Raw genomic sequence first — 18,050 nt, forward strand, 5'->3', positions numbered from 1 at the left:
CCCGCAGCGGTGGCGACAGTCAGGCTCGGACTCGAACCACATACAGCCCGAGAAGTGCAGCGAAGAGCTAGATTCCGAAAGCGAGCGGGTCGTCGGCGTTGATCGAGCAGGGGGGTGCGAAGCCCGGCGGCTCACTACTAATGACGCCAGGGGTGCTTCAGCCATGTAGAGCGAGCTCGTAACGCTGCGCCTACGAGGCATTACTCAGCTCTGGTCAGAAGCTTGGACACCTCTACGCTGGGTGCCGAGGCAATTGGTCGGCTTTGGGCCGAGTGCTGTCGTCAACGCGCCGAGAAGTTCGGCGATTCCGCCAGCGTTCAAGAAGTCTCTTGATCATTTCGGTGCCTCCAAACGACTACCGCTGCCAGGCTGCGGCGTTCAGGCATCACTGACTCCGACGTTCCCTAAGTCGGGTGAGGTGGGCCAATCCCTCGAGCGACGAGCGAGCCCCTGCTATTCGCTCTTGCTGTGTTTGACAGCCTGGACAGACCAACTGGCCCTCGCCGTTCGCTATCCAATTGTCGATGTCATCGGCCTCAATTGCTGACCGATCGCATCGCCCGCACCGCTCGCTGTCCTGGCTCACCTGATCCTCCCTGTCTCCCGCGCCCACGCGATCATGACCGCGCGTGACCAAAGACGACGCAGTTGTCGATTGCCCGGAGATGATCGTCAGGATGGATGAACTCGAGGCTCGAGCGGCCGACCATCTCTTCTGGTAGCGACAAGCCCGCCCTCGCCCGACGGTAACCTCCATTTGGCGCCATCTCATGGCGTCTCCCGCGACCCCAAGGACGCCTCCTCGATCGATCGCCACCGTTCGAGCAGAGGTGAAGACGAGAAGGGTCGGTCTCCCTCCGAGGATGAGCGGGAAGAGGCCGCCCAACTCCGGGACCAGAGCGCCGACCAGCGTGACGACGAAGCCGACCAGCGTGACGTGGCCGCCGATCAGCGAGACCAGGCAGCTGAGGAGCACGACGAAGCTGCTCACCGCCGGGACGTCGTCAGCGACCAACGAGACGAGGTCGCCGACCAACGGGACGAAGTCGCTCAGCTACGGGACGAAGTCGGCGACAAGCGGGACCACCTCGCAGAACAGCGGGACGAGGCGGCGCAGCAACGTGACGAGGCCGCCGAACAGCAATACCGGGCAGCTGATCGACGCGACCGGGCTGCCCATCTGCGCGATGAGACAGCGCACCAACGAGACGAGGTCGCCGAACGGCGAGACCGTGACGCTGGTCAAAAGGACGAGACCGCTCGACTGCGGGACGAGATCGCCGCGCAGCGAGACGTGGCTGGCAACCAACGAGACGAGGTCGCAGAGCACAGAGATCAAGTCGCCGAGCGGGCCGAGGAACGAAAGATTTCGCGCACCACGACAGGTACCCAAAGCAGCGCCGCCTTGGCTCGCCGAGACGCTGCTTCTGACCGGAGGCTCGCCGCGCAGGATCGCGGCGCAGGCTCAGACGATCGCACTCAGGCCGAGCTGGATCGCGAGACTGCTCTGGCCAACAGGGGTGCAGCCGCAAGCGACCGCAGTCAGGTCGAACTAGATCGCGACGCCGCGCTCACCGATCGCGAGGCGTCAGCCCAGGAGGAGGACTACCTCTCGGTCGACGCGCTGACCGGTGCGCTCCTTCGCAGCGCGGGGTTCATGGCGATGCAACGCGAGATGACTAGCGCGACGCGGACGAACAAGCCGCTGATCCTGGCCTTCATCGACGTGGACCACCTGAAGGAGATCAACGACGCCAACGGCCACGCTGCTGGTGACCAGATGCTCCTTCAAGTCGCCGAGACCTTGCGGGCAAACCTGCGCCCACGCGATCTCCTCATTCGCTATGGCGGCGACGAGTTCATCTGCGCGATCTCAGGTCTCGAGATGGCTGATGCGGCGAAGTGGTCAGGGCGAGTCAATGCGGCACTCGCGACGACCAGCGAGCGCGGGTCGGTAACTGTCGGGTTTGCCGAGCTGCAAACGCACGACTCGCTCGAAGACCTGGTCGCACGTGCAGACGCGGCGCTCTACCGAGAGCGCCAGGGGCGCCGGCCCCGAGCTTGAGACCTCGTCGACTGACTGAAGATGGTGGAGATATTGGTTCCGGCCTCGTAATCGCTCGAATGCCCACGCCACGCGCCCAACGGCGGGCGCTACCGTTTGCGTACGAAGTACTCGCGGATCACGAGCGACCCAGAGCGGATGGGCGGTGTGCTCTGCATCCGCGACTTGCGCTTCCCAGTCGCGACCGTGGTCGAGATGGTCGCTGACGGCATGTCCTTCGATCAGATTCTCGAGGAACACCCCGGACCTCGAAGCCGAGGACATCCGCGAGGCTCTGCGCTACGCGGCGGATGCCGTCACCGAGCGCGAGCTGCCGCTTCGCACCCCCGCTTGAGATTTCTCCGCGCGGCTACCGCAAGCCTTGCGCGGAACGGGCGACCGGCAGCGTCTGTCTCGCGGCGGGCTTCGAGTTGGGCCACCGCCCAGCCGCTGGTCCGCCCCCGATCAGCGAACTCGTTGAGGAGCACCGTCTTTCCTACGCCCCGCAATCCCGCGAAGACGAGCCCCTGTCCGGCACGTCCGGCTTCGGCGCGCCCAAGCAGCACGTCCATATCGTGGAGCACGGCATCGCGACCGGCGAGCTCGGGTGGCCGGAGGCCAGCTCCGGGGCGGTAGGGATTCCTGATCTGGTCCACTGCTACGGATTACTTAGTAGGTATAGGAGATTTTGCTATACCTACCAAGTAATCCGTAGCAGTCGGTGACGGGAGTCCCGAGCCGAGCCGGAGGCACTGACGACAATCAGCCGCCGCGCTGCGGAAAGCGTGGGTGTCTGAAACGCTGGTGCCGGCCCGATTGGCTACACCGCACATACTTCAACCTTGCTTGCGTATGCAATTATCCTATCTGACAAGGGTAAACGCGCTGGCGGGGGAGGGCTCGAACCTCCAACCTCCTGATCCAAAGTCAGGCGTTCTGCCGATTGAACTACCCGCCAATTCGCTCCGGCGGTGCTGTAGGCCCGCAGGCGCGCGACCAGTCAAGCACAGCGCCCCTGCGCCTTCCGACCTCGGGAAAGACGCATCTGCCATGATTTCTGCATGGGGCTCGCAAGGGAATTCCTCGCTCGAACCTTGGTCGCCATGGCACTCGCCGCCGCGGCGGTCGCACTCGGCTGCTGGTGGTCGTCGCTCCTCGTGATCCGTGCCGCAGGGACGCTCGACGCGTTCGCCCAGACCGCGGTGACGCGTCAGATCTCGACCCAGCTCGACCGCCTGGTCCCGAACGCCGCCCACGGTCCTGAGGTCCAGCGCGCGATCAGCAAGGCGCTCGGCAATCCGGCGGTCACCCAGGCGCTCGCCTCTTCGGTCCCGGGCGGATCGTCGATCCTCTCCGCTGAGCTGTCCCGGTTCGATACGTCCCTCGCACCCGCGCTGAAGGGCAAGCCTCTGACGGTCGACGTCGGCCAGCACGCCCTCGCCAGCCTCGCCCGCAAGCTGCACGGGATCGCCAAGATCGCGCTCATCGTGGCGATCGCCGAGAGCGCGATCGCGCTCATCGTCTCGCCGCTCCGGCATCTCGTGCTCCGGCACCTCGCGTTCGGCGCCGGCCTCGTCGGCGGCCTTGCACTCCTGCTCAGCTGGGCGCTCCCGGCGCTCATCGGCCACTACACCCACGGCGGTGCCCACCACTTCGCAGCCGATCTGCTCTCGGGGGCCTCCCCCGTGCGCGCCGTCCTGCTCGAGCTGGCGATCGGCGGGGTGCTGCTGTTCGTCGCCACCCATCTCTTCGAGCTCGTCGGCGGCAGCCGGAAGTTCCCCGCGAACGGCCCCTCCACACCCCTGCCGCAGGGCACAGTCGTGTAGGCCAGGGCGCTGCTCGGCGCCCATCCGCTAACGTGCTCGGCGCTATGGGATCCCTGATCAAAAAACGACGCAAGCGGATGCGCAAGAAGAAGCACAAGAAGATGCTGAAGCGCACCCGCTGGCAGCGCCGAGCCAAGTAGTCCGACTCCCCGCTTCACGGCATCCCCGGCGACGGCTCGAACAGAACCTCCCCTACCTGCCAAGCGGTTCTGTCGTCCTCGTCACCTGCACCAACGCCCTGAGCGAAACGTCGCGGCACGCTTCGACGAGCTCAGTGGCGAGGGTGGTGGCGCGATCTTGCGCGCACTCGAGGAAGTAGGTCGACCCGCTCCCGGCGAGCACCGGCTCCTCCCCCGCCACCTCGGCGAAGAGCGCCCGCACCCGGCCGAGGCGCGGCTCCACGGCGAGCGCGCCAGGCTCGAGGTCGTTCCGCAGTCCTTCGGGGATCCTCCCCTCGCGCGACAGCTCGTCGAAGGCGGCGTAGGCCGAGGGGGTCGACACCGAGAAGGCCGGCGACAACAACAGCACCGTCAGCTCCTCGTAGGGGAGGGGGTGGAGCACCTCCCCGATCCCGCCGACGCGCGCCCGTCCCCCTCTCAGGCAGAACGGCACGTCGGCACCCAGCTCCTTGGCGAGCTCGAGGTCGAACGCTCCCCGCCAACGGAGCACCGCGGCGGCGTCCGCAGAGCCGCCGCCGAGGCCGGCGCCGGCCGGGATTCGCTTGGTGAGGTGCACGTGCGCCACCCCACCGCAGACCGCGAGCGCATGGGCGACGAGGTTCGAGGCGTCCTCCGGTACCGGGAGGCTCTCGACGGCGCCGCTCCCCGTCCAGGCGATCCGGTCGGTGACCTCGAGCCCCGTACCGTCGCTGAAGAGGAGCTCGTCGGCGAGGTCCAGGCTCACCATCTCGGCGTCGATGAGGTGGTAGCCGTCGGGGCGCAGGCCGAGCACCGAGAGGCGGCGCGTCAGCTTTGCGCCGGCGAGCTCCCTGCCGAGTTCGCCCATCTCGCTAGCTTGCCCCACGCGGCGATGTCCAGGGACTCGGCGCGGTCGCTCGAGGTCACGCCGGCCGCTGCGAAGCCCGCTTCGTCGACGAGGCCGGCGAGCGCGCGCCGCAGCATCTTGCGACGCGTCGCGAAGCCGGCGCGCAGCACCTTGCAGATCGCGGCGTAGCTCGCGACCTCCGGGTCGACCGCGGGCTCGGCACGCCGGACGATCTCGACGAGCGCCGACTCGACCCGTGGGCGGGGGTGGAAGACCTCGGGCGAGACCTTGCCGACGACGCGGGCGCTCGCGAAGTAGGCGATGCGCGCCGAGACAGCGCCGTATTCGCGCCCGCCGGGTGCGGCGGCGAGGCGCTCCCCCACCTCGCGTTGCACCATGACCAAGAGGCGGGAGACCTCGGGGAGCTCCTCCAGGATCCTCAGCACGAGCGGCGTCGCGATGTTGTACGGGAGGTTCGCGACGACGGCGACGCGCTCCTCGCCGCCGAGCAGGCTCCGCAGGTCTGCGCGCAGCGCGTCGGCCTCGACGATCGTCGCCGCGTCGCCGACGACAGCGCGCGCGAGTGGCAGCAAGCGGCGGTCCAGCTCCAAGGCGGTGACCCGCGCCCCCGCGCCGGCGAGCGCGAGCGTGAGCGAGCCCACTCCTGCCCCGATCTCGAGCACCGCCTCGCCGGGGGCGATCCCTGCCAGTCGGACGATGCGTTCGAGAGTGTTCGGGTCGACGACGAAGTTCTGGCCGAGGGCGCGGGAGGGCTCGATGCCCGCCTCCTCGAGCAGCCGCCGGAGCTCGGCGCGGCCCGGTGGGCGGCTCAAGCGGGCAGCGCGAAGGCGCGCGTCGCGTTCTCGGCGCTCGTCGCGGCGAGCGCCTCGGGGGAAGCGCCGCGCAGCGCGGCGAGCGCCTCGCCGACGACGGTGACGAAGGCGGGCTCGTTCGGCCTGCCGCGGTGCGGGACGGGGGCGAGATAGGGGGCGTCGGTCTCGGTGAGGAGTCGGTCGGCGGGGCACAGCACCGCCGCCTCGCGCACCTCCCCGGCGTTCTTGAAGGTGACGATGCCGCTGAAGGAGAGGTAGGCGCCGAGCTCGAGGCAGCGTCGCGCCTCCCCTGGGCCGCCGGTGAAGCAGTGGATGACGAGGCGCTCGGGGACCCCCGCCTCGGCGAGCACGCCGAAGGTGTCGTCCCAGGCCTCGCGGGTGTGCACCACCACCGCGAGGTCGTGCGCCCGGGCGATGGCGATCTGCTCGGCGAAGGCCCGGCGCTGCGCCTCGCGTGCCGAGAGGTCGTAGTGGTAGTCGAGGCCGCACTCGCCGATCGCCACCGCGCCGCCGATGACGCCGAGGCGCCCGCTCGCGGCGAGCTCGTCGGCGAGCGCCGCGATCGCCGTGGTGCCCCGCGAGGCGTCGTGGGGGTGCTGCCCGAGGGTCGCGTAAAGGGTGGCCCCGGCCCCCCCGAGCTCGCCCGCGAGGTCGAGCGCGCGCGCCGAGGAGGACTCGCCGGTGCCGATGAAGATCATCCGGTCGACACCGGCGGCGACGGCACGGGCGACGGTCTCGGCCGGTGCCTCCTCGTCGTGGACGTGGCAGTGGCTGTCGGTCCACATCTCGGCAGCCCTTAGAGCTGACGGCGGGGGAAGAGCGGGTCGCCCTTCTCGACGACCTGGCCGCCCTCACCGAGGCCCCAGGCGAGGACGCCGGAGGTCGGCTCGCCGGCACCGTGGTCGGCGGGGGAGCCGGAAAAGCCGAGGCGCCGCCAGATCTCGAGGGCGGAGTCCGGGATCGCCGGGTAGGCGAGGAGGGCGGTGAGGCGCAGCGCCTCGAGGGCATCCCCGAGCACCGCGGCGACCTCGTCACCGGGAGGGAGCTTCCACGGCTCGCGCGCCTCGAGCTCGGCGTTGGTCTCCCGGATGAGCTGCCAGGTGGCCTCGAGCGCCTCATGGGGGGCGCTGCGCGCCCAGGCGTCACGCGCCGCGGCGATCACCTCGGCCGCCACCCCCGCCAGCCGGGCCTCGGCGGAGGGCGGCGGGGCGACGCCCTCGCACTTGGAGGTGACGACCGTGCTGACGCGCGCCAGCAGGTTGCCGAGGTTGTTGGCGAGGTCGGCGTTGTAGCGGCCGATGAGGCCCTCGTAGGTGAAGTCGCCGTCCGCGCCGAGGGTGACGTCGCGCAGCAGGTGGTAGCGGAGGGGGTCGAGGCCGACCTCCCCGGCGAGCTCGACGGGGTCGATCTGGTTGGCGCGCGACTTCGACATCTTGGTCCCGCCGACGAGCAGCCAGCCGTGCGCGACGACGGTGTGCGGCGGCTCGAGACCGGCGGCCATGCACATCGCCGGCCACCAGACACAGTGGAACTTCACGATGTCCTTGCCGACGAGGTGGTGGACCGCCGGCCACCAGCTCGCGAAGCGCGCCGGGTCGACGCCGTAGCCGACGGCGGTCATGTAGTTCACGAGCGCGTCGAACCAGACGTAGACGACGTGCTGCTCGTCGAAGGGGACGCGCACCCCCCAGTCGAAGTTCGTGCGGGTGATCGAGATGTCCTCGAGGCCCTGGCGGATGAGGCCGAGCGCCTCGTTGCGGCGACTCGCCGGGAGCACGGCCTGCGGGTGCGCGGCGTACCACTCGAGGAGGGCGTCGGTGAAGCTCGAGAGGCGGAAGAAGTAGTTCTCCTCGGTCAGCCACTCGACGGCCCGCTCGTGGATCGGGCAGCGCTGGCCCTCGAGGAGCTCCTCGTCGGTGTAGTAGTTCTCACACGAGACGCAGTACCAACCGGCGTACTCGCCCTTGTAGATGTGGCCGTTGTCGTGCACGGTCTGGATGAACTCGCGCACCGCGACCTCGTGCTCGGGGTCGGTAGTGCGGATGAAGGCGTCGTTGGTGATGCCGAGCTCGGCCCAGGCCTTGCGGAACCACTCCGAGGCCTCGTCGACCCACGCCTTCGGGGAGAGGCCCCGCTCGGCGGCGGCGCGCGCCACCTTCAGGCCGTACTCGTCCGTGCCGGTGAGGAAGAAGACGTCGTCACCGATCAGGCGGTGCCAGCGGGCGAGCGCGTCGGCGACCACCACCGTGTAGGCGGTGCCGAGGTGCGGCCGGTCGTTCACGTAGAAGATCGGCGTCGTCTGGAAGTACCGCTCGGCCATCTGTTGATGGTACCGATCAGCCCGCGCCACCCCCGGTGCGAGGCGCGGCGCCGAGGGCGATCGCCCGCTCGTAGAGCTCACGGTGGGCCCCGCCGTAGAGCGCCTCGACGGCGCGCACCGCGTCGCGGGCGCTGAAGCCGGCGCCGAGGAGCAGGCCGAGCGCCTCGAAGCGCTCCTCGGGGTCGACCGCGACGGCCTCCGCCTTGTCGAGGACGAGCACGTACTCGCCACGCGGCTCGGTGACCAGGCGCGCGCCGCAGGCCTCGGCGAGGCTGCCGCGGAAGACCTCCTCGTGGAGCTTGGTGAGCTCGCGACAGACCGCCACCCTGCGCTCCGGCCCGCAGCAGGCGGAGAGCTCGGCGAGCGTCGCGGCGACGCGTCCCGGCGCCTCGTAGAGCACGCTCACCGCCTCGGAGGCGGCCAGCGCGGCGAGCCGGCTCCGGCGCTCGGGGCCCTTGCGGGGGAGGAAGCCCTCGAAACAGAAGCGCCCCGCGAGCCCCGAGACGACGAGCGCGGCGAGCGCCGCCGAGGCACCGGGCACGGCGAGCACCCGGTGGCCGGCGGCGATTGCCGCCGCGACCAGCCGGGCACCGGGGTCTGAGACGAGGGGGGTGCCTGCATCGGAGACGAGGGCGACGTTCGCCCCCCCGGCGAGGGCCGAGAGGACCTCGTCGAGGCGCGCCGCCTCGTTGTGGGCGTGCAGCGAGAGCAGGCGACGGGGGACGATCCCGAGGTGCGCGAGGAGGCGCCCAGAATGGCGGGTGTCCTCGCAGCAGATCAGGTCCGCTTCGCGCAGCGCCCCGGCGGCCCGCGTGCTCAGGTCGCCGAGGTTGCCGATCGGCGTGGCGACGACGACGAGCGCGCCCCGAGCCTCCTCGCTCAGCTCCTCACCTCGAGCTGGTCCCCGACGCGCAGGCCCCAGCGCTCGAAGGCGCCGCAGCCGGCGAGGAGCACCGCCGCGCTGTGACGGTTGGGAGGGGCGAGACGGAAGGGGGCGAGGTCGCGGGTCTTCAGCACCGAGAGCTCACGGTCGAGATAGGCGACGTCGAGGCGGGCGTGGGAGCCGATCGAGTGCGCGCTGCGCGCCGGCTGGAGGAGCAGCACCGAGCGGTCGTCCTCGCGCCCCGCGTAGCCGCGCAGGCGCGCCTTCACGTCGTGCGCGACCTCGAGGCTCGCGAGCACCTCGCCGCGCCGCAGCAGCCAGGCCATCAGCGGCCGCGACCCGCCCACCGCCGCGCGCGGGGGGAGGGCTCAGACGTTGAAGCGGATCTCGAGGACGTCACCGTCGAGGACCTCGTAGTCCTTCCCCTCGAGGCGGAGCTTGCCGACCTGCTTGGCACCGTTCCAGGAGCCGATCTCGAGGAGCTCGTCGTAGTGGATCACCTCGGCGCGGATGAAGCCGCGCTGCAGGTCCGAGTGGATCACCCCGGCGCACTCCGGGGCGTGCGCGCCGGTCCGGAAGGTCCAGGCGCGCGACTCGTCGGGGCCGGTCGTGAAAAAGACGCTCCGGCCGATGCCGGCAAAGGCCGCCTGCGCGACCCGTGGGATCGCCCCCGCCCCGAGGCCGAGGCCCTCCATGAGCTCGCTCCGCTCCTCGGCGGTGAGCAGCGCCGCCTCTGCCTCGAGCTGCACGCAGACCGGGACGATGTTCGCCGCGGGGCCGAGCTCCTCGCGCACGGCCTTGGTGACCTGCTCGTCGCCGATCTCGTCCTCGCCGATGTTCACGACGCAGAAGAAGGCCTTGTTGGTGAGGAGGAAGAGGGGGACGAGCGCCTCCCGGTCCTCAGCGGAGAGCTCGGAGCGGTAAAGCGGGACGCCGCTCTGCAGCGCGTCGCGCGCCGCCTCCATCGCGCCGGTCGCCCCGGCGAGCACCGGGTTCACCCGCGCCGCCTTCTTCGAGCGCTCGAGCTGGCCCTCCACCGTCGCGAGGTCGGCGAGGACGAGCTCGATCTCGAGGATCCCGAGGGCCTCGACGGGGTCGTTCGAGCCGGGGACCGCCTCGTCGGCGAAGCTGCGCAGCACGAAGCAGAGGGCGTCGACCTCGCGGATCCCGGCGAGGAAGCGGTTCCCGAGCCCCTCGCCGCGCTCCGCGCCGGCGACGAGGCCCGCGATGTCGACGAGCTCGACGCCCGCCTCGACGACCTTCTTCGACTCGCTCATCGTGGCGAGCGCGTCGAGGCGCTCGTCGGGGACGTGCGCGACCCCGATCGCGCTCTCTGTCGTGGTGAAGGGGTGGGGGGCGACCGCCACGCCCGCCCCGGTGAGGGCGTTGAACAGCTGGGACTTCCCGGCGTTGGGTAGGCCGACCAGTCCGATGCGCTCCATCGCCCTCAGGCTACAGCTGCTGCTCAGCTACACTGACTGGCCTCATGTCGAAGCGAACGAACAAGCGCAAGCTCTCCAAGAAGAAGAAGGCCAACCACGGCAAGAAGCCGAACGCGGGTCGCGGCTGACCCCGTGCGGCAGGCCGCGGCTCACGCGCCGCGGCGGTAGTCCACCCCGAGGCGACGCAGCAGCGCGCTGAGGACGCTCGGTCGATCGGTCATGATGCCGTCGGCGCCCTCGTCGACGAGCCGCTCCATGTCGGCCTCCTCGTCGACCGTCCAGACGTGCAGCGCGAGGCCGTTGCGGTGCGCGGCGTCGACGAGCTGCTCGTCGACGATCCGCACCCCTGCGTAGGAGAGCGGCACCTGCAGCGCCACGTGGCCGCGGATCGCGGGATCCGGCTGCTGGCCGTGGCGCACCGCCTGCACGAACGAGGTGAGCGCGCTCGCCCCGGGCGAGGTGCCGACGCCGGGCGCGAGCGCCCGGAAGCGCTCGGTGGACTCGTCGGAGAACGAGGTGACGATGACGTCGTCGCGCCGGCCGAACTCCGCGAGCAGCGCCGCCACCTCGGCCTCGTAGGCCGCGACGAGCGGCGGCCCCTCCTTGATGTCGAGGTTGAGCGGGAGCCCGGGGAAGGCCTCGAGGAGGCGACGCAGCGAAAGCGGGCGGAAGCGCTCGTCGCTCGCGGCACGCCCGCGGAAGGGCCGCGGCGCCTCCTCTTCCGCGCCGACGGCACCGCGGCCGGGGCTGAAGTGGTACGCCGCGTCGAGCGCCGCGATCGCCGCCGCGGGCAGCGAGGCGATCGACCCGTGCCCGTCGGTCGTCGCGTCCACGGTGGCGTCGTGGCCCACGAAGAGCACCCCGTCGGCACTCGGGTGGAGGTCGAGCTCGATCGCGTCGGCACCGGCGCGCAGCGCCTCCTCGACGGCGTAGAGCGTCGAGGAAGGCGCCTCCTTCGCGCCCGCCTGGTGCGCGAAGGCGAAGACGCGACGCTCGAGCCAGGGGTTGTCCACTCGCCCATCTTGTAGCCTCCGAGCGAGATGATCGACCACATCCTCCTCGACGTCATCAGCGCGATCCGCGAGGCGCTCGAGGGCGCGCTCCTCGAGCAGCAGGCGGTCGAAGAGCGATTCCAGATCGACGTCTTCCTCGGCGACCTCTCCTTCGAGACCTCCTACTCCCTTCCCGGCGAGCAGACGCCGCCGCGCGTACGTGCCGATCTCAGCCTCGAGTGGCCGACGTGGAGCCAGAGCGCCTATCGCTCGTGGTCGATCGGCGAGCCGCTCACGGACCGTCCCGAGCTCATCGTCGAGGTGGCGATGCGCGTCCAGCGCCTCGCCTCGCCGCCCGACCCGGGGCGCGTCCTCGGCGCGCTCGGGACCGACGAGCCGCGCATCGGCGAGGAGGTCCTCGAGCGGAGCGGACCGACGGTCGAGCAGGTCTACGACGCCGCGGGGACGAGCGCCGCGTCGGCGATCGAGGTCGCCTACCAGGGGGCATGCCACCTCGAGGAGGCGATCCTCGAGCACCCCGAGAAGCTCGACGATCAGGTGCGGGGCCTCGCGCGCTGGATCGCCTCGGCGCTCGTCCGCCTCGCCGACCTCGACCTGCCCTTCCTCCCTGCCGAGGACGAGGCCCCCGACAGCTGATCGGCCATCGAGGCTACGAGCTCGGCGCCTCGAGTGCGGCGAAGCTCACCTCCGAAGTTTGTGGGGCGTCCACTTCTGGTCGGGGAGGCCCGAGCACAGCCAGATGGCGGGCAGTGGGCGTTCGCCGGCGGGCAGAAGCGATGCGGTCGACCCAGGAATAGAGGTTCTCGAGGTCGAAAGCGTCCGGGATCTCGATCTCCGGGAGCGAGCCGTGGCCCGTCGTGGCAATGAGCAGGTAGACGGTGCCGAAGAGTGCCTTTTCTGGTGCAGCGACACCGGCGCGGATCTCGGTGGCACCTCGAACCGGCCATAGAGCGCGGGCGTGACGCGGTGGACCCTGAAGGTACTGACGGAGGTCGGGATGTCGCGCGCCCGGCCGTTCGCGCCCGCCTGAGCCCCGCGCCGGCTGGACTCAGGCGAGGTCGGCCCGCGTGACGAGGTCGGCGAGATCGACCTCGGGGCGCGCCCCGAGGTGACTGATCGCCTCGGCCGCGAGCGTCGCGCCGAGCGCCGCGGCGCGCCGCGGGCCGTCGCCGCGGGCGGCCGCGAAGAGCACCCCGGCGGCGAAGAGGTCGCCCGCTCCGGTGACGTCGCGCACCTCGGGAACGGGCACCGCGTCGACCTCGACCCGTCCCTGCGCGGTGACGACCACCGCCCCGAGGGGGCCGCGGGTGACGACGCTCACCCGCTCGGGGTGGGTGAGGAAGTCGAGGGCTTCGGGGAGCGCCGCGGCCCCCGAGAGGGCCATCGCCTCCTCCTCGTTGCAGAACACGAGGTCCACCTCGCCGACGAGGGTGCGCATCGTCTCCAGGTGGCGACCGACGGCGAAAGGGTCGGCAAGGCCGAAGGCGACGCGGCTCTCCGCGCCGCGCGCCTCCTCGAGGAGGGTGGTGACGAGCGCCGAGGCGTCGGGAAAGTCGAGGAGGTAGCCGTCGAAGTAGACGAAGCGCGCCTCGGCGACGAGGCCCGACTCGGCGACGAAGCGCGCCGAGAGCTGCCCGGAGACGCCGAGGTTCGTCGCCATCGTCCGCTGCGCGTCAGGGGTGACGATCACGTGGCAGGCACCGCTGCCGCTGCCCTGACCCTCTCTGACCTCGAGCACCGCCCGCACTCCCGCCTCCTCGAGGTCGGTGGCGAAGCGGGCGCCGAGCTCGTCCGCACCCACCGCGCCGAGGTAGGCGGGGCTCCCGCCGAGGGCCGCGATGCCTGCCGCGGTGTTCGCCACCGTGCCCCCCGAGACCGCCCGCTCGATGCCGAGAGCGGCGCGGATCGCGGTCGCCGCCTGATCGTCGACGAGGGTCATCCCCCCGGGGTTGAGGCCGAGCGCGGCGACGGCCTCGACCGAGGCGTGCGCGAGCAGGTCGACGAGCGCGGTCCCGACGCAGAGGACGTCGTGGGGCCGTGCGGCTGCGGGCGGAAAGAGCGGGGTTTCCTGGTCCATAGGCGGGGAGGATATCGGCCGGGACCGGCGGTAGCCTCGACGAAATGACGACCAGCGCTCCCCGCGACGAGTTCCGCCTCCCCGACGCGATCCGCCCGGAGCGCTACGAGCTCCACCTCGTGCCGAACCTCGAGGAGGCCACCTTCACCGGTACGGCGGTCATCGAGGTCGAGGTCGTCGCCGAGACCGACGTCGTGGTGCTGAACGCGAACGAGCTGCAGGTGAGCGACGCAGCGCTGCGCGCCGGGTGGGCGAGCACCGGCGACGCGCACGCCGGCGAGGCGACGCGGCCGCTCTCCATCGAGGCCGACCCCGAGCACGAGATGGTCGAGCTCAGCCCCGGCGCCCGCATCGCGCCCGGCCCGTACACCCTCGTCTGCCGCTTCTCGGGGGAGCTCAACGACAAGCTCTGCGGCTTCTACCGCAGCACCTTCACCGACGACTCGGGCTTCGAGCGCACGATCGCCACCACCCAGTTCGAAGAGACCGACGCCCGGCGCGCCTTTCCCTGTTTCGACGAGCCCGCCTACAAGGCAGTCTTCTCGGTGACCCTCGACGTCGCGCCGGGACTGCTCGCGATCTCGAACGGCCCGGAGATCGGCCGGGAGACCCTCGAGGACGGCCACGTGCGGGTGCGCTTCGGCGACACGGTGAAGATGTCCACCTACCTCGTCGCCTTCGTCGTCGGGCCGCTCGTCGCGACGGCCCCCGTCGACGTCGACGGGATCGCCGTGCGCGTCGTGCACGTCCCCGGCAAGGAGCGCCTCACCAGACCGGCGATCGACGCCGCGGCGCACGCGCTGCGCTTCTACGCCGAGTACTTCGCCCTCCCCTACCCCGGCGAGAAGTGCGACCTCGTCGCCGTCCCGGACTTCGCGGCGGGCGCGATGGAGAACCTCGGCTGCATCACCTTCCGCGAGGCCATCCTCCTCGCCGACCCGGAGGACACCGCGCGCAGCGAGCTGCAGCGCCTCACCGAGGTCGTCGAGCACGAGCTCGCCCACATGTGGTTCGGCGACCTCGTGACGATGCGCTGGTGGAACGGGATCTGGCTGAACGAGGCCTTCGCCACCTTCATGGCGCTGTGCTGCCAGGACGACTACCACCCCGAGTGGGAGACCTTCGTCGACTTCTCGCGCTCCAAGTCCGCCGCGCTCGGCGTCGACGGCCTGCACAGCACCCGCCCCGTCGAGTACCCCGTCGTCCACCCCGAGGAGGCGGCGGCGATGTTCGACGTGCTCACCTATGAGAAGGGCGCGGGCGTCTTGTGGATGCTCGAGAGCTACCTCGGCAGGAGCCGCTTCCGGGCGGGGGTCCGCCGCTACCTGAAGGCCAACCAGTTCGGGAACACCGAGACGACCGACCTCTGGGACGCGATCGAGGCGGAGGCCAAAGAGCCCGTGCGCGAGGTGATGGACAGCTGGATCTTCCAGGGCGGCTACCCGCTCGTGCGCGCCTCGCGCAAGGCCAAGGGAGGGAAGGTCGCCCTCACAGAGGAGCCGTTCGCCTACCTGCGCACCGTGGAGCCCGGTGGCGAGTCGGCCATCGGCCGGGACTGGATCGTGCCGATCATCGCCCGCCCCCTCGGCAAGAAAAAGGAGGAGCGCCTCCTCCTCGACCACAAGGGCGCGGAACTCGACGCGGCCGAGGGGCCGCTCGTCGTGAACTCGGGTGGCGCCGGCTTCTACCGCCTGAGCTACGACGCCGCCCTGCAGGGCGAGCTCGTCGAGCACTACGACGAGCTCGCCGCCGGCGAGCGCTACAACCTCGTGGCCGACGGCTGGGCCGTCGCTCTCTCCGGGCGCGGCGAGCTGTCGGGCTTCCTCTCCCTCGTCGGCCACCTCGGAGCCGAGCGCGACCCGAACGTCTGGTCGATCGTGATCGGCGCGCTCGCCCTCCTCGACCTCGTCTGCAAGGAGGAGGACCGCGAGACGCTCTCGGGCTTCACCCGCCGCCTTCTCGGCCCGGTCCTCGAGGAGGTCGGCTTCGAGCCCAAGAAGGGCGAGGAGGAGCAGACCCCCCTGCTCCGCTCCTCGCTCATCGCCGCGCTCGGGACACTCGGCACCGACCCGCTCGTGCTCTCCCGCTCGCGGGCGCTCTTCGCCGCCGACCACGGGGGGGCCGCGGCCGTCCCGGCCGACCTCGCCGCCGCGGTCCTCGCCGTCGTCGCAGCGCACGCGACGCGCCCGGAGTTCGAGGCGATCCTCGAGCGCTACCGCCGCCCCGACAGCCCGGCGGACGAGATCCGCCATCTCAACTGCCTCGCGAACCTGCGCAACGCCGCGCTCGCCGCCGAGGTCCGTGAGCTCTGCCGCACCGAGATCCGCAGCCAGAACGCCCCCTACCTGCTCGCCGGGCTGCTCCGCAGCCGTGAGGGCGGCCCGGCCACCTTCGCCTTCATCACCGAGCACTTCGCCGAGCTCACGGCGCGCTTCCCGGACAACTCGATCCACCGCATGCTGGACGGCCTCGCCGGCCTGGTGGCGCTCGACGAGCGGGGGCGACCGCAGCTGCTCGCCGAGGCGAAGGCCTTCGTCGACCGCAACGTCATCGGCCCCCGCCACCGCCTCGTCGCGCAGAGCCTCGAGCGCCTGCAGGTGAACGTCAACTTCGGCCAGGCCGTCCGCGGTGGCCTCGCGCTGACCCTCGGCGCGACGGTGGGGTGAACCTCGGCCTCGCGGCGGCGACCTTCGCACTCGTCATCCCGGCCGAGCTGCCGGACAAGACCTTCATCTCCGCGGTCGTCCTCTCGACGCGCCACCACCCCCTGCCGGTCTGGCTGGGGGCGGCCTCTGGGCTCATCCTGCAGGCGGGGATCGCCGTCCTTGCCGGCCGCCTGCTCGCGCTCCTGCCGCACCGCGTCGTCGGCGCGATCGTCGCCCTCCTCTTCCTCGGCGGCGCCGCCTACCTGCTCTTCACCAAGGAGGAGGCGGTCGAGGCGGAGGCGGGCAAGCTCGCCGAGGCGGAGGAGGAGCTCGCCGCCGGCACGACCGCGTCGACGACCGTCGTCAGCGAGCGCTCGCTGCGCATCGTCGGCGCGAGCTTCCTGATCGTCGCGCTGGCGGAGTTCGGCGACCTCACCCAGGTGCTCGTCGCCAACCTCTCGGCGCGCTCGCGTGACCCGCTCAGCGTCTTTGTCGGTGCGGCCGTCGGCTTCATCCTCATCTCCGGGGTCGGCGTCGTCGCCGGGCGGACGCTGACGCGCGTCGTCCCCCTCACCGTCGTCCGCCGCCTCTCCGGGCTCGCCCTCCTCGGCCTCGGGATCTGGAGCGTCGTCGAGGTCGCCTGATGAGCACCGACGACCGCCGCCGGTCGGCGCTCCTCGCCGCCGCGCAGGCGACCAAAGGCTTTCTCCCCCGCGACGAGGCGCTCGCCCTCGTCGCCGCCGGGCGGCGCGCCGCGGCGAGCGGCCTCGGCCCGCTCCTTGAGATCGGCTCCTACCTCGGCCGCTCGACCCTCTTCCTCGCCGCCGGCATCGTCGGCAGCGACGCCCTCCTCTACAGCCTCGACCACCACCACGGCTCGGAGGAGATGCAGGCGGGCTGGCCCGACCACGACCCCTCCCACCTCGACCCCGCGAGCGGGCGCCTCGACACCCTCGGCGCCTGGCGGCGGGCGGTCGTCGCGGCCGGCGCGGAGGACCTCGTCGTCGGCCTCGTCGGCGACTCGGCGCGCGTCGCCGCCCACTGGGCGACGCCGCTCAGCCTGGTCTTCATCGACGGCGGGCACGCCCTCGCGGCCTGCCGCGCCGACCTCGCCGGCTTCGGGCCGCACCTCGCCGGCGGGGGGCTGCTCGTCTTCCACGACGTCTTCCCCGAGGGCGTGGGGGGCGGTGAGGCGCCCTGGCGCTGCTACCTCGAGGCGCTGGCGAGCGGCGAGTACGCCGCCGAGGAGGAGTCCTCCTGCGGCTCGCTGCGCGTGCTGCGCCGCATCGGCGCGAAGAGCGCCGCGGTGGCGCCGCCCGCGAGCGCGTCGGCGGCGAGGAGCGCCGCGGCGGCCGAGTAGCTCGAGACCTCGCCCTCGGGGAAGCTCGCCCGCTCGGGGTAGACGAGGCCGGTGAGGTAGCCGCCGCCGGGTGCCTCCTTGTCGGCGAGCAGTGCCAGCAGCCGCGCCGCGCGCCGCCGCCTGCCGACCGAGACGAGCGCGAGCGCGAGCTCCGCGCTCTCGGCGGTGGTCACCCAGCGGCGGTCGGTCCGGCAGCGCACCCCGGCGCCCGGCACGACGAACTCCCCCCAGCGCGCCGCCAACAGGCGTCGCCCCTCGGCGGCGCTGAGCGCCCCCGAGAGGACCGGGTAGTACCAGTCCATCGCGAACTCGCCCTTGTCGAGGAAGCGCCCCGCCGGCGCGCGCACCGCCGCCGCGAGCGCGGCGCGCGCCGCCGCCCACTCGTCGCGGCGCGCCCCGAGCAGCGCCGCGACCCGCAGCGCGGCCTCGAGGCTGCGCACGACCGAGCAGCTCGCGGCGAGGAGCGAGGCGGGCGCCCCGGCCTCCCCCTCGACGCTCCAGGAGAGGAGGCCCCCCGCCCGCCGGTGGCCGAGCGCGAAGTCGAGGGCGGCCTCCATCGCCGGGAAGGCCTCCTCGAGCAGCTGCGCGTCGCCGGTCACGAGGTGCTGGTGCCAGAGGCCCGT

Annotated in this window: 17 protein-coding genes and 1 tRNA gene; 7 read left to right on the forward strand and 11 right to left on the reverse strand. The window is 71.6% G+C overall.

Features of this window, described 5'->3' with window-relative positions; translation table 11 throughout:
* Positions 1-1,054: 1,054 nt before the first annotated feature.
* On the reverse strand, positions 1,055-1,339 hold the full coding sequence (locus tag VNF07_06755; GenBank protein HVB05926.1) for a hypothetical protein: 285 nt from the start codon (positions 1,337-1,339) through the stop codon (positions 1,055-1,057).
* Positions 1,340-1,405: 66 nt separating this feature from the next.
* On the opposite strand from VNF07_06755, the gene VNF07_06760 reads away from it, so the two are divergent.
* On the forward strand, positions 1,406-2,065 hold the full coding sequence (locus VNF07_06760) for a GGDEF domain-containing protein (protein HVB05927.1): 660 nt from the start codon (positions 1,406-1,408) through the stop codon (positions 2,063-2,065).
* Between the two features lie 864 nt (positions 2,066-2,929).
* On the opposite strand, the gene VNF07_06765 is transcribed toward VNF07_06760, so the two are convergent.
* Positions 2,930-3,002: transfer RNA gene (locus tag VNF07_06765), tRNA-Gln, on the reverse strand.
* A 145-nt stretch (positions 3,003-3,147) separates the two neighbouring features.
* Between VNF07_06765 and VNF07_06770 the strand changes: the two genes are divergently transcribed.
* Together VNF07_06770 and VNF07_06775 are read left to right on the forward strand one after the other, a co-directional pair.
* Positions 3,148-3,870, forward strand: a complete 723-nt coding sequence (locus VNF07_06770; protein HVB05928.1) for a hypothetical protein — start codon at positions 3,148-3,150, stop codon at positions 3,868-3,870.
* A gap of 44 nt (positions 3,871-3,914) precedes the next feature.
* A complete protein-coding gene (locus VNF07_06775; GenBank protein ID HVB05929.1) occupies positions 3,915-4,010 on the forward strand; it encodes an AURKAIP1/COX24 domain-containing protein in 96 nt (31 codons plus the stop codon).
* 52 nt (positions 4,011-4,062) lie between these two features.
* Here VNF07_06775 and VNF07_06780 read toward each other — a convergent pair whose 3' ends face one another.
* From VNF07_06780 to VNF07_06815, 8 genes are all read right to left on the reverse strand, one after another.
* Positions 4,063-4,875 carry a 4-(cytidine 5'-diphospho)-2-C-methyl-D-erythritol kinase gene (locus VNF07_06780; GenBank protein HVB05930.1) on the reverse strand — a complete coding sequence of 271 codons (813 nt, stop codon included), beginning with the start codon at positions 4,873-4,875 and terminating at the stop codon, positions 4,063-4,065.
* Positions 4,836-5,687, reverse strand: coding sequence for a 16S rRNA (adenine(1518)-N(6)/adenine(1519)-N(6))-dimethyltransferase RsmA (gene rsmA / locus VNF07_06785; protein ID HVB05931.1), 852 nt, complete (start codon positions 5,685-5,687; stop codon positions 4,836-4,838). Before rsmA ends, VNF07_06780 begins: the two co-directional genes overlap by 40 nt.
* Positions 5,684-6,472, reverse strand: coding sequence for a TatD family hydrolase (locus VNF07_06790; protein ID HVB05932.1), 789 nt, complete (start codon positions 6,470-6,472; stop codon positions 5,684-5,686). The genes rsmA and VNF07_06790 overlap by 4 nt, the downstream gene beginning before the upstream one ends.
* A gap of 11 nt (positions 6,473-6,483) precedes the next feature.
* Positions 6,484-8,007: a methionine--tRNA ligase gene (gene metG / locus VNF07_06795; protein HVB05933.1), complete on the reverse strand. Its 1,524-nt coding sequence runs from the start codon at positions 8,005-8,007 to the stop codon at positions 6,484-6,486.
* A 16-nt stretch (positions 8,008-8,023) separates the two neighbouring features.
* Positions 8,024-8,947 carry a 16S rRNA (cytidine(1402)-2'-O)-methyltransferase gene (gene rsmI, locus VNF07_06800; GenBank protein HVB05934.1) on the reverse strand — a complete coding sequence of 308 codons (924 nt, stop codon included), beginning with the start codon at positions 8,945-8,947 and terminating at the stop codon, positions 8,024-8,026.
* Complete coding sequence (locus VNF07_06805; protein HVB05935.1) at positions 8,887-9,216, reverse strand: DUF192 domain-containing protein; 330 nt, start codon at positions 9,214-9,216, stop codon at positions 8,887-8,889. Before VNF07_06805 ends, rsmI begins: the two co-directional genes overlap by 61 nt.
* Positions 9,217-9,258: 42 nt before the next feature.
* Positions 9,259-10,332, reverse strand: coding sequence for a redox-regulated ATPase YchF (ychF, locus tag VNF07_06810; GenBank protein HVB05936.1), 1,074 nt, complete (start codon positions 10,330-10,332; stop codon positions 9,259-9,261).
* A gap of 149 nt (positions 10,333-10,481) precedes the next feature.
* A complete protein-coding gene (locus VNF07_06815; protein ID HVB05937.1) occupies positions 10,482-11,345 on the reverse strand; it encodes a glycerophosphodiester phosphodiesterase family protein in 864 nt (287 codons plus the stop codon).
* Positions 11,346-11,372: 27 nt separating this feature from the next.
* Here VNF07_06815 and VNF07_06820 point away from each other — a divergent pair, with 27 nt between their 5' ends.
* Positions 11,373-11,981, forward strand: coding sequence for a hypothetical protein (locus tag VNF07_06820; protein HVB05938.1), 609 nt, complete (start codon positions 11,373-11,375; stop codon positions 11,979-11,981).
* A 412-nt stretch (positions 11,982-12,393) separates the two neighbouring features.
* Here the strand turns inward: VNF07_06820 and VNF07_06825 are convergent, their stop codons facing one another.
* Entirely contained in the window at positions 12,394-13,422 is a 1,029-nt protein-coding gene (locus tag VNF07_06825) for an adenosine kinase (protein HVB05939.1), read from the reverse strand.
* A gap of 44 nt (positions 13,423-13,466) precedes the next feature.
* Between VNF07_06825 and VNF07_06830 the strand changes: the two genes are divergently transcribed.
* From VNF07_06830 to VNF07_06840, 3 genes are read left to right on the forward strand one after another with little or no spacing between them, the layout of a single operon-like run.
* Positions 13,467-16,088 (forward strand): M1 family metallopeptidase, encoded by a 2,622-nt coding sequence (locus VNF07_06830; protein ID HVB05940.1) that lies wholly within the window; start codon positions 13,467-13,469, stop codon positions 16,086-16,088.
* The gene (locus VNF07_06835; GenBank protein HVB05941.1) at positions 16,085-16,711 is read left to right on the forward strand and encodes a TMEM165/GDT1 family protein; all 627 of its coding nucleotides are present in this window, start codon (positions 16,085-16,087) and stop codon (positions 16,709-16,711) included. The genes VNF07_06830 and VNF07_06835 overlap by 4 nt, the downstream gene beginning before the upstream one ends.
* A complete protein-coding gene (locus VNF07_06840) occupies positions 16,711-17,427 on the forward strand; it encodes a class I SAM-dependent methyltransferase (protein ID HVB05942.1) in 717 nt (238 codons plus the stop codon). Before VNF07_06835 ends, VNF07_06840 begins: the two co-directional genes overlap by 1 nt.
* Positions 17,428-18,050 lie beyond the last annotated feature (623 nt).

The organism is Acidimicrobiales bacterium (genome assembly GCA_035533595.1).
GTDB lineage: Bacteria > Actinomycetota > Acidimicrobiia > Acidimicrobiales > Bog-793 > DATLTN01.